Source organism: Dorea sp. YH-dor226, assembly GCF_039832105.1.
Taxonomy (GTDB): domain Bacteria; phylum Bacillota; class Clostridia; order Lachnospirales; family Lachnospiraceae; genus Dorea_A.
On record NZ_JBDOHS010000003.1, the window covers coordinates 142,034 to 157,717 of the forward strand.

General features: G+C 45.3%; 14 protein-coding genes. 5 read left to right on the forward strand and 9 right to left on the reverse strand.

Annotation, left to right across the window (positions count from 1 at the left end; translation table 11 throughout):
* Nucleotides 1-18: 18 nt before the first annotated feature.
* Nucleotides 19-2,457 (forward strand): glycosyl transferase, encoded by a 2,439-nt coding sequence (locus tag ABE547_RS04020; protein WP_347377543.1) that lies wholly within the window; start codon nt 19-21, stop codon nt 2,455-2,457.
* Nucleotides 2,458-2,475: 18 nt separating this feature from the next.
* A complete protein-coding gene (locus tag ABE547_RS04025) occupies nt 2,476-3,840 on the forward strand; it encodes a GH1 family beta-glucosidase (RefSeq protein ID WP_347377544.1) in 1,365 nt (454 codons plus the stop codon).
* A gap of 84 nt (nt 3,841-3,924) precedes the next feature.
* Here the strand turns inward: ABE547_RS04025 and ABE547_RS04030 are convergent, their stop codons facing one another.
* The 5 genes from ABE547_RS04030 to ABE547_RS04050 form a co-directional block, all read right to left on the reverse strand.
* Complete coding sequence (locus ABE547_RS04030; protein WP_235249138.1) at nt 3,925-4,080, reverse strand: rubredoxin; 156 nt, start codon at nt 4,078-4,080, stop codon at nt 3,925-3,927.
* 123 nt (nt 4,081-4,203) lie between these two features.
* A complete protein-coding gene (locus tag ABE547_RS04035; protein ID WP_347377545.1) occupies nt 4,204-5,340 on the reverse strand; it encodes an amidohydrolase family protein in 1,137 nt (378 codons plus the stop codon).
* Between the two features lie 15 nt (nt 5,341-5,355).
* Nucleotides 5,356-5,865 carry a GNAT family N-acetyltransferase gene (locus ABE547_RS04040; protein ID WP_347377546.1) on the reverse strand — a complete coding sequence of 170 codons (510 nt, stop codon included), beginning with the start codon at nt 5,863-5,865 and terminating at the stop codon, nt 5,356-5,358.
* A 72-nt stretch (nt 5,866-5,937) separates the two neighbouring features.
* The gene (locus tag ABE547_RS04045; protein WP_347377547.1) at nt 5,938-6,651 is read right to left on the reverse strand and encodes an HAD family hydrolase; all 714 of its coding nucleotides are present in this window, start codon (nt 6,649-6,651) and stop codon (nt 5,938-5,940) included.
* A gap of 51 nt (nt 6,652-6,702) precedes the next feature.
* Entirely contained in the window at nt 6,703-7,782 is a 1,080-nt protein-coding gene (locus ABE547_RS04050; protein WP_347377548.1) for a DNA/RNA non-specific endonuclease, read from the reverse strand.
* A 211-nt stretch (nt 7,783-7,993) separates the two neighbouring features.
* On the opposite strand from ABE547_RS04050, the gene ABE547_RS04055 reads away from it, so the two are divergent.
* Genes ABE547_RS04055 through ABE547_RS04065 form a run of 3 tightly spaced genes read left to right on the forward strand, consistent with a single transcriptional unit; the run spans nt 7,994 to nt 10,540 of the window.
* Nucleotides 7,994-9,022 (forward strand): energy-coupling factor ABC transporter permease, encoded by a 1,029-nt coding sequence (locus ABE547_RS04055; RefSeq protein WP_347377549.1) that lies wholly within the window; start codon nt 7,994-7,996, stop codon nt 9,020-9,022.
* Complete coding sequence (gene cbiQ / locus ABE547_RS04060; RefSeq protein ID WP_347377550.1) at nt 9,015-9,782, forward strand: cobalt ECF transporter T component CbiQ; 768 nt, start codon at nt 9,015-9,017, stop codon at nt 9,780-9,782. Before ABE547_RS04055 ends, cbiQ begins: the two co-directional genes overlap by 8 nt.
* A 20-nt stretch (nt 9,783-9,802) precedes the next feature.
* The gene (locus ABE547_RS04065; protein WP_347377551.1) at nt 9,803-10,540 is read left to right on the forward strand and encodes an ABC transporter ATP-binding protein; all 738 of its coding nucleotides are present in this window, start codon (nt 9,803-9,805) and stop codon (nt 10,538-10,540) included.
* Between the two features lie 121 nt (nt 10,541-10,661).
* Here the strand turns inward: ABE547_RS04065 and ABE547_RS04070 are convergent, their stop codons facing one another.
* The 4 genes from ABE547_RS04070 to ABE547_RS04085 all read right to left on the reverse strand — a co-directional run bounded on the left by ABE547_RS04070 (nt 10,662) and on the right by ABE547_RS04085 (nt 15,536).
* Nucleotides 10,662-12,041: a sodium:solute symporter family protein gene (locus ABE547_RS04070; protein ID WP_347377552.1), complete on the reverse strand. Its 1,380-nt coding sequence runs from the start codon at nt 12,039-12,041 to the stop codon at nt 10,662-10,664.
* A gap of 68 nt (nt 12,042-12,109) precedes the next feature.
* Nucleotides 12,110-13,219, reverse strand: a complete 1,110-nt coding sequence (gene buk, locus ABE547_RS04075; protein WP_347377553.1) for a butyrate kinase — start codon at nt 13,217-13,219, stop codon at nt 12,110-12,112.
* A gap of 11 nt (nt 13,220-13,230) precedes the next feature.
* The gene (locus ABE547_RS04080) at nt 13,231-14,148 is read right to left on the reverse strand and encodes a phosphate butyryltransferase (RefSeq protein ID WP_347377554.1); all 918 of its coding nucleotides are present in this window, start codon (nt 14,146-14,148) and stop codon (nt 13,231-13,233) included.
* A 20-nt stretch (nt 14,149-14,168) separates the two neighbouring features.
* The gene (locus ABE547_RS04085) at nt 14,169-15,536 is read right to left on the reverse strand and encodes an aldehyde dehydrogenase family protein (RefSeq protein ID WP_347377555.1); all 1,368 of its coding nucleotides are present in this window, start codon (nt 15,534-15,536) and stop codon (nt 14,169-14,171) included.
* Between the last annotated feature and the right edge of the window lie 148 nt (nt 15,537-15,684).

Genomic DNA, 15,684 nt, shown 5'->3' on the forward strand with positions numbered 1-15,684 from the left:
GTTATGGAGGAAACATATATGAACTATGGATATTTTGATGATCTTAACAAAGAATATGTCATAACCAATCCGAAAACGCCTCTTCCATGGATTAATTACCTCGGCTCACAAGATTTTTTCAGCTTGATCTCAAACACCGCCGGTGGGTATTCTTTCTATAAAGATGCAAAGCTTCTCCGTTTGACCAGATATCGATATAATAACTGTCCACAGGATGTCGGCGGACGTTATTACTATATTAAAGATGGAGAAAATGTCTGGAATCCGGGTTGGCAGCCAACGCAGACGCCTCTGGATTCTTATTCTTGTCGACACGGACTTGGATATACCGTCATCGAAGGAAGTAAAGACCAGCTGGAGGCAAAACTGACTGCCTTTGTTCCGGTAAATGATAACTGCGAGATCAATCAGCTGACTTTGATCAACCATAGCAATTCCGAAAAGAACATCGATCTGTTCAGTTATATAGAATTCTGTCTCTGGAATGCAATGGATGATTCTTCAAACTTCCAGCGTAACTTCTCCATCGGTGAAGTAGAAGTCTGCGGAAGCACCATTTATCACAAGACAGAATATCGCGAACGCCGCAATCACTATGCTGTATATTCCGTAAACAAAGAGATCTGTGGATATGACACAAGCAGAGACGCCTTCATGGGTGCCTACCGTGGTTTTTCTAACCCGGAAGCAGTTCTTACCGGTCAAAGTAAGAACAGTGTCGCACACGGCTGGGCTCCTGTCGGAAGCCATCATCTGAAAGCTGTGCTTTCTCCCGGAGCATCCGTGTCTTACGTCTTTGTTCTTGGATACTGTGAGAACCCGAACGACCAGAAATTCGAAGCTCCTGGTATCATTAACAAAGCACCTGCTGATCGGCTGCTTGAAAAATACCAGACAGATGAACAAGTAGAAAAAGCGTTTCAGGATCTGAAGGATTACTGGAACCGGCTTCTCAGTGCTTTTTCAGTAAATACTGCAGACGAAAAACTGAATCGTATGGTAAATATCTGGAATCAGTACCAGTGTATGGTTACATTTAACATGAGTCGCAGCGCAAGCTATTACGAAAGTGGAATGGGTCGCGGTATGGGATTCCGTGATTCCTGCCAGGATCTTCTTGGCTTCGTCCATCTGATTCCGGACCGCGCAAGAGAACGTATCATTGACATTGCCAATACACAATTTGAAGACGGAAGTACCTATCATCAGTATCAGCCACTGACCAAAAAAGGAAATATGGATGTCGGAAGCGGATTTAACGATGATCCGTTATGGCTGATCGCCGGAACCTGTGCTTATCTTCGCGAAACCGGCGACTTCTCAATCCTGGATGAGCCTTGCGCTTTTGACAGTGATTTTTCCAAGGCAGAACCATTGATGGAACATCTGCGCCGCAGTTTCCAATATACAGTAACTCACAAAGGACCACATAAACTTCCTCTGATCGGTCGTGCTGACTGGAACGACTGTCTGAACCTGAACTGCTTTTCAGAGGTTCCTGGCGAAAGCTTCCAGACAACGGGTCCAAGCGAAGGTCCTGTTGCAGAAAGTGTATTTATTGCCGGTATGTTCGTAAAATATGGTAAAGAATATGCTGAATTATGCAGACATCTCGGTCTTGAATCAGAAGCCTGTGAAGTAGAGAAAGAAGTAGCTGAGATGGAAGAAGTTGTATTAAATGCGGGCTGGGATGGAGAATGGTTTATCCGGGCTTATGATGCTTACTCTTATCCTGTTGGAAGTCATGTCTGCGAAGAGGGACAGATCTTTATCGAGCCACAGGGAATGTGTGTCATGGCCGGAATCGGTGTTGAAAACGGAAAAGCACAGACTGCTTTGGAAAGTGTTCAAAAACATCTGGAGACTCCATACGGAATCGTACTTCTTCAGCCGGCTTACACAAGTTATCATGTAGAATTAGGTGAGATTACTTCTTATCCACCTGGATATAAAGAAAATGCAGGTATCTTCTGCCATAACAATCCTTGGATCGCATGTGCAGAGACCATGCTCGGACATGGAAACAGAGCGTTTGAAGTATATCGTAAAACCTGTCCGGCTTATCTGGAGGACATCAGTGAAATCCATCGGACCGAACCTTACGTATACTGTCAGATGGTAGCCGGATGCGATGCACCAACCCACGGCGAAGGAAAGAACAGCTGGCTTACAGGCACTGCTGCCTGGACCTTCACCTGTATCAGCCAGTATATCCTCGGTATTCAGCCGACTCTGGACGGTCTGAAAATCGACCCATGTATTCCGGATGATCTGGAATCCTTCACTTGCGATCGTATCTATCGTGGCGTAACTTATCATATTCACGTAGATAATTCCGCAAAGGTGCAGAAAGGAGTTACCCACATGACAGTCGACGGAAGTTCTGTATCCGGAAACCTGATTCCGATTCCGACTGACAAGGACAACTGCGAAGTATATGTAACCATGGGGGCTTAATTACAGGAGACTGCTATCATGAAATTTCCAGAAACATTTATGTGGGGCACAGCAAGTGCTGCTTATCAGATTGAAGGCGCCGCCTATGAAGATGGAAGAGGCCTTTCCATCTGGGATACATTTAGTCATATCCCAGGGAAAACATATAACGGACATACCGGCGATATTGCCTGCGATGCATATCATCGGTATGAAACCGATCTGGATCTTATGCACAACTTCGGAATCAGGCATTACCGTTTTAGTATTGCCTGGTCCCGTATCCTCCCAAAAGGGACCGGAACGATCAATCCCAACGGGCTGGATTATTATGACCGCCTGGTAGATGGATGTATCCGGCGAGGGATCGAACCATGGATCACCCTGTATCACTGGGATCTTCCACAGGCTTTACAGGATGAGGGAGGATGGATGAACCGTAAGACAGCTTATGCATTTGCCGATTACTGTGACCTGATCGCCTCTCATTTCAAAGGACGCGTTACACGCTTTCTTACGATCAATGAACCACAGTGTATTATCGGAATGGGACATGGATTTGCCAATCATGCTCCCGGCATTCCTCTTTCCGAAAAAGAAATGTTTATCTCCTGGCATCATTTGATGCTTGCTCACGGGCTTGCATGCCAGGCAATCCGAAACCATATACCGGATGCACAGATTGGCGCTGCATCCACCGGAAATCTTACTTATCCGAACCAAAAACAAAATGAGATTCCTCAAGAAGCAAAAAACGCAAGCTTTCAATCGCTTCCTGCTTCTGAGAATCCCGGATGGTTTTTCAATCACCAGTGGTTCCTGGATCCGCTCTGTCTGGGACATTATCCAGACGATCCGGACTCTCCGTGGGCATCCTGTTCCAAAGGCGTATCTGACGATGACTTAAAGATTATCTCACAGCCACTGGATTTTATTGCTTTGAATATTTACAACGGGCATGAAATGCACCTGGACGAAAATGGAATCTATCAGATTACCGAAAAATATCCAGGCTATCCACGAACGGCACTCAAATGGCCGGTAACTCCAGAAGTTCTCTACTGGGGACCACGGCTGATCTATGACCGTTATCATCTTCCGATGATCATATCCGAGAATGGATTGAGCTGCAATGACAAGATCTATCTGGATGGAAAAGTCCACGACCCGGATCGGATTGATTTCCTGCATCGTTATCTGAGGGAACTTCGCCAGGCATGTGCAGAAGGAATCCCGGTATTGGCCTACCTGCACTGGGCATTTACCGATAATTATGAATGGCACAGTGGATACGAAGAGCGTTTCGGACTGGTCTATATTGATTATCGTAACCAAAAACGGATTCCAAAGGACAGTGCTTACTGGTATCAGGAAACCATTCAGCAAAATGGCGAAAATCTATGAGAAACCAACAGGAATTTTCTTCCACGTAAAAAGACCTGCCATACAATTGTATCGCAGGTCTTTTCCTGATCATATCATATAGATCTAAGCTTCTGAAAACTCGTCTTTTCCCACCTGACACAGTGGGCATACAAAATCTTCCGGTACATCTTCCCACTTGGTTCCCGGTGCGATTCCGCCTTCTGGATATCCGGCTTCTTCATCATATTCCCATCCGCATACGTCACATACATATTTCATAAGTTATCTCTCCTTTTTTTGAATGATTTCTGTTAACTGAACTTATTATAGTCCTCCTATGCCACAAAAACAAGCGGTTATATCTTACAATTTTATAAAATCACTCAAAAATGAGGGCCTGTCTTAAACGTATCTTACGCCCTGTTCATAGACTTTTTTGCCTCCCAGGAATACGGTGTTTGTATTAAATATGCAGTTAATATCCTGGCTCAGATCACCATCTACAACAACAATATCAGCAATCAGTCCTTCTTTGATCATTCCCAGTTCTTCTTCTTTTCCCAGAACCTTTGCCGGATTCGCCGTTGCGGTCTGAATTGCCTGGACAGGTGTGATTCCATATTTCACCATGTAGGTCAGTTCCTGCTGCACCGGCAATACCGGAGCACCGTACATAACCATATCACTTCCGGTACATACCGTAACACCTGTATCGTAAAGCTTTTTGAAATTATCACGATACGCCTCATATGCCGGCTGATAGAACGCAAAGTCTCTCTGCTCTTTTGCCGCTACCGGATCACTGAATACGTCTGCGTTTCCTTCTTCAATGTTCTTCTTACAGGTCTCATACAGATATGTATAGGCAAATATTGTCGGTGTCCATGCGATTCCTTTTTCTTTCATCTGCTGTGCCTGTTCTACTTTGAGGAAGGTTCCGTGTTCGATAGTATCAAATCCGGCATCAATACACATCTGAATCGTCGGATGTGTTCCTGCATGAACCACGCACTTGATTCCCCTTCTGTGACATTCATCCACTGCCGCATCCAGTTCTTCCTGTGTATATTCCGGAATATGGGATCTGTGGCTGGAAAGCAGTTTGACCCATTCTGCCCCATCTCTTACCTGCTTACGGATCTCTTTACGAATCTCCCACGGGCCATCCACCTGTACCACTTCGTCCCAGCAATGGCCGCCGCTCATACACATTCCCTCTCCCACATGTGTGATCCTCGGAATCGTGATAAAGCCTTTGCTTTCTGCAAGCTTCAGGCTGCGACAGACTCCGTGCGGTGAATAACAGTCACGCACACTCGTAATTCCCTTGGTAAATGCCGCCTGCGCATGCTGCAGCGCATAGAGCATGATCATCTGTTCATTATAATTAAAGCTGTCCGGCTGACTGTACCAGTAACCGAATGACAATGCATGTCGCACATTCCCGGAAAGATTGTTCCTTCTCCTTTTATAGATTATGTAAATATATTTTCTATAATTATAGTATTCATCTATGATCCAGGCAATGTAACATGTCATTTTCGTGATTCTTTTTTAAGAATTCCCTGTCCCATTATCTTTTTCAAAGGTCAGGCGCATCTGATACCAGACAGCTCCTCCGTGTACCGACTCAGATACGCCTTCATTTTCAAAGCCAAACTTTGCATAATAATGCATCAGTTTGTCCTTGCAGGTCAGAACGAGACCTGCTTTTCCGCGTTCTTTCGCATCTGCAATTGCCCGTCTTAAGAGCCTTTCCGCGCATCCCTGCCTGCGATATTCAGGAATGGTATTGACACCGAAGATCATCTGCCATCTTCCGTCCGGATCATGCATATCTGCTTTTGCATACATCTCGTCCGTCAGATCCGCCTCATCTGTAGCCATCCCATTCACAAATCCTATCAGTACATCCCCGTCATACAGCAGCCAGAAACATTCCGGATATGCCGTCAAACGCTCCCGAAATTCCTGTTCTGTTGCAGCTTCTGCTGCCGGGAAGCAGACTGCCTCTACCTCCGTCACGGCTTTTACATCCTCGATTGTTGCATTTCTGATTATCATATGTCCATTACCCTTTCTTTTTTCCGCATCGATCCGGAACACCGGTCTACAGCCTCGCACCGGAGCATTGATTTATAATGAATCGACAAATGCGAGCAGTTCGCCCATCGCCCCCGCATAATCTGTCTCATATTCAAGTCCCTTTTTATTTTCCACAGTATCCGTCAGAAGAAATGTCTTAACACCGAGTGCACGGATCGCCAGATCTTCCTCCACATCATTGCCAACCATCAGACATTCGGCCGGATCCAGCTGAAACTGCTCCAGAATTCCCCGGAAATATTCTACGTTCGGCTTACAATAACACTGGTCTTCATAGGTCGTAATGATCCGGAAATCTTCTGCCTGAAGTCCGGCCCAGCGGATCCTGTTCATCGTCGCACAACGCGGAAATACAGGATTTGTCGCAAGATACACCTGAATTCCTTTTCTCTTTGCCGTCTTTACAATCTGGTTCGCCAGCGGTGTCGGTGAAGTTGTGACACTTGCCCGATTAAATTCATTTCCGTAAAATTCCAGTGCAATCTTTGCTGATTTTTCTCCATCCACCGGGAGCTTTCCCTCCATGGCCTTCCAGAATGCCTCTTCATTTGTACAGCTTCCGTCATTTTTTACCATGGCATAATACCCTTTCCACACTGCCTCAATAAACGGTTTCGGTTCTACCGGAACTCCATTCGCAATATATGCCTTCGCAAGCAGCGGCATATAATAAGACACGAATTCATCCTGTACCATGGGAAGCAAGGTCCCGTCCAGATCAAATAATATATGTCTGATACTCATCTTCACATTCTCCTGCCTTTCTATACTGTCCTCTGTATATCTTGTCACACACTATGGATTACATCTTCCACAGGGATCGTATCCTTCTTTTATCAGTTCCTCACGGCTCTGTGCCACTTCTTTTTTATTCTGTTCTTTTATGGTATCAACACTTCCGCAGTCCGGTCTGTGGAATTTTTTTGTATTCGTATTCAGAATATACGTTGTCTCCTCAGACACCGTCTCCCCAGACACCGCTTTTTCCTGAACCGACGCCTGCGTTTCCTGATCGCCCCGTCTTTCCTCTTTTTTCTCTTCCGCCAGTCTGACTTCTTCCTCCGCATGTTCCGATCTGCTGCTTTCTCCGTCGGAATAATCTATCGTAATTCCCGGCTGTACATTGTAACAATACACATTAAAGCAGATTCCCTCGCCCTCATCTTCAACAGACAAAGCCTCGATCTGTACGCCTACCGCAACCAGATCATCTCCTTCATACACCGGCGTAACCCTGTAAAGTACATGATATCCGGTCTCTTCCACAAAGTCTGCAACCATATTTTCAAATGGCAGCATGCCTTCTACATTCAGATACCTTGTTCCGGTGATCAGATTTTCCTCATTCGCATTCTCGCCTGCGAGCTGATATCCGATCAGATGACAGCGGTTATACAGATAATTGCCGTCGATCAGATCATTGTACTTCACCGTATGCCATCCGGAAGGCTTCACCATTCCGATGGCACCTCGCTCTTCTGTCGGCATGATCTCCTGACAGATATTCGCATATGCCTCTCCGCATCTCCCGAGATCATCCAGTTCGCTGTACTCTTCAAATGCTTCGGTTGTCATATCTGCCTGCTCAAATTCCGGCTCATTCTGATTCAGTGTCACATAGGCATCTCCCTCATATTCCGGAACAGAATCCACATCCTCAGCATCTGCGATTCCTTCTGTATTACCAACATCCGCAATGTCCTCCTGCGTTTCTTTCTCCGCCTCCTCCGGAATCACGGAATTCGCTTCTTCTGTCGATTCTGTATTTGTATCAGACACCTCATCCGTGGTCTTTTCTCCACATCCCGTTACAAACAGGCTGGCAGACAACAGGAAGGCAATCAGCAGTTTATTCAACATCTTTCTTTTCATCATTCTCCTCCGTCCTTTTCATGAAATCCCAATATCAACATTATTCATCTGCCATTTGCAGAAGTCAATCCCCAAAATTTATTTCACGATCGTCCAGTCACTTCTGTCACTCCACATGGGAATTCACCTCGGCGAAGGTTGAATATTTTATCATTTCTTGCTATGATGTAAGAATCACGGCACTGCGAAAGTAGTCCATTCAGGGAGGTTTCTTATGCATATGGCAGATGCTTTGGTATCACCGCAGATCGGAGCTGCAATGTATACAGTTTCTGCGGCGGCAGCCATCTATTCTATAAAAAAAGTACAATCTGAAAATGATCTGAAGAAGGTTCCTGTCATGGGCGTTATGGGAGCATTTGTATTTGCCGCCCAGATGATCAACTTCACCATTCCGGGAACCGGATCCAGCGGACATCTGTGTGGAGGGATGCTTCTTACGGCACTTTTGGGCCCTTATGCCTCTTTTCTCACGATGATCACCATTTTGTTGATTCAGTGTCTGATGTTCGCAGACGGAGGACTACTGGCTCTGGGGTGCAACATCTGGAACATGGCATTTTATGGGTGCTTTCTGGGATATTTTTTATTCTGGAAACCGTTCATGCAGAAAGGTCTGTCCAAAAGAAAGATCATGTCAGCTTCTGTCCTTGGCTGTATCCTTTCATTGCAGCTGGGCGCACTTTCTGTCACACTGGAGACATATTTTTCCGGTGTAACCGCTCTTCCTTTTCGCGCATTTGTCTTAACCATGCAGCCGATCCATCTGGCAATCGGATTCATCGAAGGTCTGATCACCTCGGCCGTTCTGCTGTTTATATATGAAAATCGGCCTGAATTGCTCACATTCGGGAATTCTTCTGAGATTCAGAACCGGCTGAGCCGAAAAAAGATATTGACAGTCCTCGGAATCTGCACTGTACTGATTGGGGGATGCCTCTCTCTTATCGCTTCACAATATCCGGATGGTCTGGAATGGTCCATAGAACGTCTGACCGGTTCTGAAGAGATCACGGCCGAAAACTCCGCATATGAGACAGCGGCAAAGGTACAGGAGAAGACAGCTCTGTTTCCGGATTATGCTTTTTCACATTCAGATCAGGCAATCGGAACATCCTTTTCCGGTATTCTTGGATCTGCTATCGTCGTATTTGTATGCATCGGAGGCTGTTATCTTTTCCGTTTCTTCCACAGTCGCTTCCGCGAAGACCAGACACACAGAAGGGATCGCGACCATGAGTAAGATGAATGGAACTGTAAAAGAACTATATCATATGGATGAGTCAGCTGCGCGGGACACATGGCTGAACCGTCTGCACCCACTGGTAAAACTGCTTGTAACTTTGCTCTACATTATCATTACAGTTTCTTTTTCCAGATATAATCTATCGGGTGTACTTCTGATGGCAGTCTATCCTGTCGTTCTGTTCATGATCGGAGACCTTTCTTTTGTATACAGCATCCGGAGCCTCCGGATTGTGCTGCCCTTTGTCTGCCTGGTCGGTATCATTAATCCCTTCCTTGACAGACAGCCTGCTTTTACCATTGGAGGATTCATCATTACCGCCGGAATGATTTCCATGGCTACACTTATGCTGAAAGGCTTTCTGTGTATACTGTCGTCTTATCTTCTGATTGCATCCACCAGCCTGGAAAGTATCTGTTATGCCCTCCGAATGCTCCATATCCCCACTATTCTGGTCACACAGCTCCTGCTGACCTACCGTTACATCTCTCTGCTTCTTACAGAAGCTGAAAAGATCATGGAGGCTTATTCCCTTCGGGCTCCGGGTCAGAGGGGAATCCACATCAAAGCCTGGGGATCTCTCGTTGGAGGACTTCTTCTTCGAAGTATGGACCGGGCATCCGCATTATATGAAAGTATGGTTATGAGAGGCTATACCGGAGAATTTTATTATGGGCAGAAAAAAAGACTCCGAACGCAGGACATTATCTATCTTCTGCTTTGGACCGCTGTATTTGCTGCCATAAAACATTGTTAGAACAGGAGGAAAACCAATCCATGAGTCATATACATATAGACCTGGAAGATGTTTCATTTGAATACGAAAAAGGTCGAAAGATATTAGACCATATCAGCTTCACCGCACATGAGCATGATTCTATCGGTCTGATCGGAGCCAATGGCGTCGGAAAGTCTACACTTTTAAAACTTCTGGTCGGCCTGAATCTGAACTATAGCGGAAGTATCCGGGTGGAAGAAATACCTGTTGAGAAGGATACGCTTCCAAAGATCCGCGAGCGTATCGGATACGTCTTTCAGGATTCTGACAACCAGCTGTTTATGCCGACGGTATATGAGGACATTGCTTTCGCGCCACGAAACTATGGCCTGTCTGAATCCGAGGTTCAAAGGAGAGTTCTTCAGGCTCTGGATGCCGTACACATTACTTCCCTGAAGGATAAGCCAATCTACAAGCTGTCCGGCGGCGAAAAAAAACTGGTCTCCATTGCAACCATTCTCTCCATGACTCCGGACATTATCCTGATGGATGAACCATCCATTGCACTGGATCCAAAGAACCGTAGAAACCTGATCCACATACTGAATCAGTTCGATCATCTCAAGATCATAGCATCCCATGATCTTGACCTGATCCTGGATACCTGTAACCGCACGATATTGCTCAGCAATGGCCGGATTGCAGCTGATGGAGATACTTCTGCTATTCTGAACGACCAGAACCTTCTGGAAGAAAATGGACTGGAACTGCCTCTCTGCCTGCAAAGGAGGCAGTAGGGAAGCGTCTTTACACTATAATATACAATTCTGGCATAAAAAAATATCCACAAGATAAGCTGAGGTAAGCGATTTAGCGTCGAAGCGTTCTTGTGGAAATTTTTATATACCGTATTGAATATTATTTTTTTGATTGATTGGTTATGTATCCTGCTGCCGTAATGACGATCGTCACTGCAATTCCCAAAAACAGAGAATCTATCGTAGCAGGTAATATGAATTTTCCGATCAGGGTAAATACCGGTCCTGCAATCATGGAAGCCATCGCATATTTCGGCGGGATCTTTCCAGGCATGAATAATGCCGTGCAGAGCGGTATAAATGCTACAGATCCACGAAGTCCCATGGACATGAAGCTCCATCCCAGGATCAGATCTCCGAGATCTCCAAGACTGAAGATCGCACATACAACCAGAATCACTACAATAATCATTCTGGTCACCTGCAGTGACTTTTCCGGAGAGGCATTCTTATTAACATATACTTTATAAATGTCCCGGCAGAAGATGGAAGACATTCCAAGTGCAAGTCCTGCTCCGGTTCCCACTACTGCAATCAGAAGTGTTCCAAGCATAATACCTCCGACTAACGGCGGCATATGATCCAGAATAAACAGTGGAAGAGCCATCTTCGTATCAATATCCGGATAATTCAGTCTCATATACATACCTACAAAGATTCCTGCCACGCCAATGATCGGAATCAGAACTGCGCTGAGAAGCGCTCCTCTTTTCGATACTTTCAGATTTTTTGCTGAAAGTATGGCTGTGATATAAGACTGTGTCGTTAATACACCAAGTAATAAGGAGATTCCTGCTCCCAGGTCTACCGTCGCACCTCTTGCGATCAGATTAAAATATGTCGCATGCGGTAATTCCGGATTACTCCAGAATGTTCCAAATCCTCCTGAAACTGCAACTGCCAGAATACCACAGGCACCGACAGATACATACATCAATATCGTCTTAACAATTCCTACGTATCCTGCTCCCAATGAGCCGCCGAATAATACATAAGCAAGCATTAATACAATCGTCAGGATCGTACCGACAATCGGAGACAGTGAACTTACTGCTGTGATCAAAGCAACACCGGATAAAATCTGTGCCACAATACTTAAGAATGTTCCAAGAGAGTTCAAAAGAGCCATGACTGTACTGCTCTTTTCTCCGTATTCTCTGGCAAACAACTGCGGAAGAGTCGTGATTTCACTGTTGAATAACGGCTTTGCAAACGCAAGACCAAGAACCAGTACTCCGATACCTCCGCCCAGTGTAAACCACCATGCAGAAAATCCATATGTATATGCCAGCTGAGCAGTTCCTATCGTGGAAGAACCCCCAACCAGAGTTCCGATAATCGCTCCCATAACCAGCCCTGCGGAAGCGTTATGTCCACCATCATAATCTGAAGCAGATTTTACCTGTTTTCCTGAATATACACCGACTCCTATGATAATCAGAATAACCAGAGCCGCCCCTATATAATGCATGAATGTCATCTTTTTATCCTCATTTCCTATCTAATATTAAGATTCGCCCGCCGTCTGCGGCGGCGGGCGTCAATCCTTTATCTCTTATACAGAACATCAAAACCCGGGAATACCGGCTCTCCGGTATAGGATTTTGGTTCCTCTTTTCCTTCCAGGACACGAATTGCACCTGCTGCCAGCGCATCCATCTCATATTCACCCGGATATAATTTTACCGGTGCAATAAATTCGACACGCTCTCTGATCATTTCATCCATAATATCAGAGTATGCAACTCCGCCTGTCAGAATGATCGCATCCACTTTACCTTTCATTACGGATGCCATTGCCGCAATATCTTTTGCAATCTGGTAAGCAGTTACACGATATACCAGTTCAGCGAACTGATCACCCTCTTCTATCCTGCGTTCTACCTCGATCGCATCTGAAGTTCCAAGGTGGGCAACCCATCCTCCGGTCTTCATGATCTTGGTAAACATTTCCTGCTTTGTATATTTTCCGGAATAGCACATCTCTACAACATCTGCAAGCGGTGCTGTTCCACTTCTGGTCGGAGCCATACGTCCTTCACCACGTGTGCTGTCGACCGTATCAATCATTCTTCCCTGGCAGTGTGCACTGACAGAGATTCCACCTCCAAGGTGTGCCACGATCAGATTCAATTCTTCATATGGGGTTCCACAGTCAGCTGCATATTTTCTTGCAGCTGCTCTCTGATTCAGCGGATGACCGCGGCTGGTACGTAAAAGTTCAGCAAATCCCGTCATACGGGCTTCTTCCTCAAATTCGTCTACGCTGCTTGCATCTACAATAAATGCGCGTCCCTCAAACTCTTCTGCAAAATCTTTCGCAAGAAGCGGTCCAAGGTTACCAGGATGCTTACTTCCCGGTCCTACCTGGCCATCGGCATACATCTTATCATTTACCTCATATACGCCGCCATCCATCGGCAACAAACCGGTACAGATTGCAGAAAACGCATCTGCCGTATGCGGATCTACTCCCTTTTCCTGAAGAGTCTTGATAATGATCTCCTTACGGTAAGGAAGCTGATCTACGATATTCGGAAATACCGCCAGATCACTGGCAGGATGTGCAATATTTTCTGAAAAAATCTTCTTATCATCCTCGTACAGCGCTACCTTTGTTGAGGTTGATCCGGGATTTAATACAATCACTCGATACATAAAATTGCTCCTTAATTCTTATTCATTTCCTGCGCTGCAAGAACCGCAAGTGCAATAGAATTCATCTTGGACTCATCAGAACTTGCACGTGAAGTAAGTACCATTGGTTTGGCAGCGCCCATAATACATCCGGCTTTTCTGCATTTTGCAAAATATTCCATTGACTTATTCAGAATATTTCCGGCTTCGATATCCGGTGTGATCAGAATATCTGCATTTCCGGCTACCGGATGATCGATTCCCTTGTGATGTGCAGCCTCCACAGAAACTGCATTGTCCATTGCAAGAGGTCCTTTTACCATACATCCGGTAATCTCGCCTTCTTCATTCATTCTGGTAAGCTCTGCAGCATCCAGTGTTGCAGGCATCTTCGGGTTTACCTTTTCTACGGCACAGAGAACTGCAACCTTCGGATTCTCATTACCCATTGCGTGTGCAATGTCAACACATGCCTTGATAAGATCCACTTTCTGCTCCAATGTCGGCGCAATCGTCATGGCAGAGTCACTGAGTAAGAACATCCGGTCAAATCCAGGAACCTCCATCAGTCCCACATGGCAGATCAGATTTCCTGTACGAAGTCCATACTCTTTATTCAGTAAAGCCTTCAGTGCAACTGAAGTATCAACAAATCCCTTCATCGGAAGAGAAGCCTTTCCTTCTCTTACCAGCTTAATTGCCGTTGCACATGCTTCCGGTTTTTCTTCCTCATTTACGATTTCAAATTTTGACAGGTCAATCTCATGTTCTGCCGCAATTTCCCGGATCTCTTTTTCATTTCCTACCAGATATGCACCTTTAATAATGCGGTTCTGATATGCATTCCAGACGGACATAAGAACGTCTGCATCCTGGGCAACAGCCACAGACAACGTCTGTGGCTCCCCATTCTGTACTTTCTCAATTAATTCTTCAAAACTACGAATCATAATCCAGTCTCCTGTGCTGCCTATTCTGCCCAGATCTCTTCGTCTGTCGGGATCGGTTTGTCTGGTAATCTATATGCGATTCTTGCGATGTTAACAAGATTATGCCACCATAAGTTCTCAGAGATAGAGTTATTGCCCCATGTTCCGCATCCAAGAGTAGCTGTCGGATTCAGACCGTTGTCAAGTCCTCCGCCAAGTCCGGATGATCCGATCATGTTAACACCAACACGAGATACCGGAAGTAACTCTGCTGCATATTCCACATGCTCTTTTGTATTGGAGTGAACAACTGCACTGTGTCCTGCACCCTCGTTCTTCAGGTTTGTAACAGCTACATCTACAGCCTCTTCCCATGTGTCATAAGCTCTGATTGCAAGTACCGGGCAAAGTTTCTCTTTTGCAAGGTATTCGTCAGCACCATATTTCTCGATCTTAACAAGAAGCAGTTTTGCTTCTTCCGGACACTCAAGTCCTGCTGTCTTAGCGATAAATGCCGGTGATGCACCAACAACATCTTTATTGATAGCGCCTGTCGGGAACATACCCTTTCTTAAAGCATCTACATCTGCAGGCTCGCTGATATAGTGAGCACCCAGTTTTACAAGCTCTGCTACCAGCTCATCATACTTCTCAGCCGGAACATGTACACACTGCTCACAGGTACAGAGAACACCGTTATCATAGATACGGCTTACTACAACCTTCTGAGCTACGTCTGCAATATCAGCATCTCTGTCAACCAGTGTCTGAACGTTACCAGCTCCAACACCGAATGCCGGTTTTCCGCTTGAGTATGCAGCTTTTACCATTCCAGGACCACCAGTAGAGATACATGCATCACATTCTGACATGATCAGACCAGAGATTTCAACGGTCGGTTCCGGTACGATCTGGATCAGATCTTCAGGAGCTCCAACCTCTTTTAAAGCCTGTCTCATTAAGTTAACAGTCTCAACACCTGTCTTCTTTGCACGTGGATGTGGTCCAACGATAATTGCATTACCACCTTTTAATGCGATCATTGCATTCTGCATCGGTGTCATGGTCGGGTTTGTTGTCGGAGATACAACACCGATTACACCAATCGGTTTCGCAACCTTTACAATACCTTCTGCATCATCATACTCGATGATTCCACGGCTCTTAACACCTTTTAATTTTGCCCATACGGCTTTTGCTTTTCCTTTGTTTTTCTTGATCTTATCTTCATAGACACCCATACGTGTCTCTTCTACAGCCATCTTTGCCAGCATCTCTCCGTTGTCATAGATGATCTTTCCGATAGCACGTACTGCTTTATCTACATCTTCCTGTGAGAACTGTTCAAATTCTTGCTGTGCAACTCTTCCCTTCTGAATGAGATCTAATACATATTCCTTTGCTTCCATTTCGACTCCTCCTTAAGCGTAAGCTCTAAACGTTATATGTACAATGTACTACATTGTACATATCATTTCAATCGGCATTACATAAAAAAATAACCTCAAAAAATTGTGCATTTTGTACAATTTCCCAAGGTTATTTGTGTTTATTTTT

What these genes read in the sequence shown, in the direction of transcription:
- ABE547_RS04045 (WP_347377547.1), bottom strand. Translation starts at nt 6,651, where the DNA reads ATGAGTATCAGACATATATTATTTGATCTGGACGGGACCTTGCTTCCC.
- ABE547_RS04030 (WP_235249138.1), bottom strand. Translation starts at nt 4,080, where the DNA reads ATGAAATATGTATGTGACGTATGCGGATGGGAATATGATGAAGAAGCC.
- ABE547_RS04055 (WP_347377549.1), top strand. Translation starts at nt 7,994, where the DNA reads ATGCATATGGCAGATGCTTTGGTATCACCGCAGATCGGAGCTGCAATG.
- ABE547_RS04070 (WP_347377552.1), bottom strand. Translation starts at nt 12,041, where the DNA reads ATGACATTCATGCATTATATAGGGGCGGCTCTGGTTATTCTGATTATC.
- ABE547_RS04020 (WP_347377543.1), top strand. Translation starts at nt 19, where the DNA reads ATGAACTATGGATATTTTGATGATCTTAACAAAGAATATGTCATAACC.
- ABE547_RS04080 (WP_347377554.1), bottom strand. Translation starts at nt 14,148, where the DNA reads ATGATTCGTAGTTTTGAAGAATTAATTGAGAAAGTACAGAATGGGGAG.
- ABE547_RS04065 (WP_347377551.1), top strand. Translation starts at nt 9,803, where the DNA reads ATGAGTCATATACATATAGACCTGGAAGATGTTTCATTTGAATACGAA.
- buk (WP_347377553.1), bottom strand. Translation starts at nt 13,219, where the DNA reads ATGTATCGAGTGATTGTATTAAATCCCGGATCAACCTCAACAAAGGTA.
- ABE547_RS04085 (WP_347377555.1), bottom strand. Translation starts at nt 15,536, where the DNA reads ATGGAAGCAAAGGAATATGTATTAGATCTCATTCAGAAGGGAAGAGTT.
- ABE547_RS04025 (WP_347377544.1), top strand. Translation starts at nt 2,476, where the DNA reads ATGAAATTTCCAGAAACATTTATGTGGGGCACAGCAAGTGCTGCTTAT.
- ABE547_RS04050 (WP_347377548.1), bottom strand. Translation starts at nt 7,782, where the DNA reads ATGATGAAAAGAAAGATGTTGAATAAACTGCTGATTGCCTTCCTGTTG.
- cbiQ (WP_347377550.1), top strand. Translation starts at nt 9,015, where the DNA reads ATGAGTAAGATGAATGGAACTGTAAAAGAACTATATCATATGGATGAG.
- ABE547_RS04035 (WP_347377545.1), bottom strand. Translation starts at nt 5,340, where the DNA reads ATGACATGTTACATTGCCTGGATCATAGATGAATACTATAATTATAGA.
- ABE547_RS04040 (WP_347377546.1), bottom strand. Translation starts at nt 5,865, where the DNA reads ATGATAATCAGAAATGCAACAATCGAGGATGTAAAAGCCGTGACGGAG.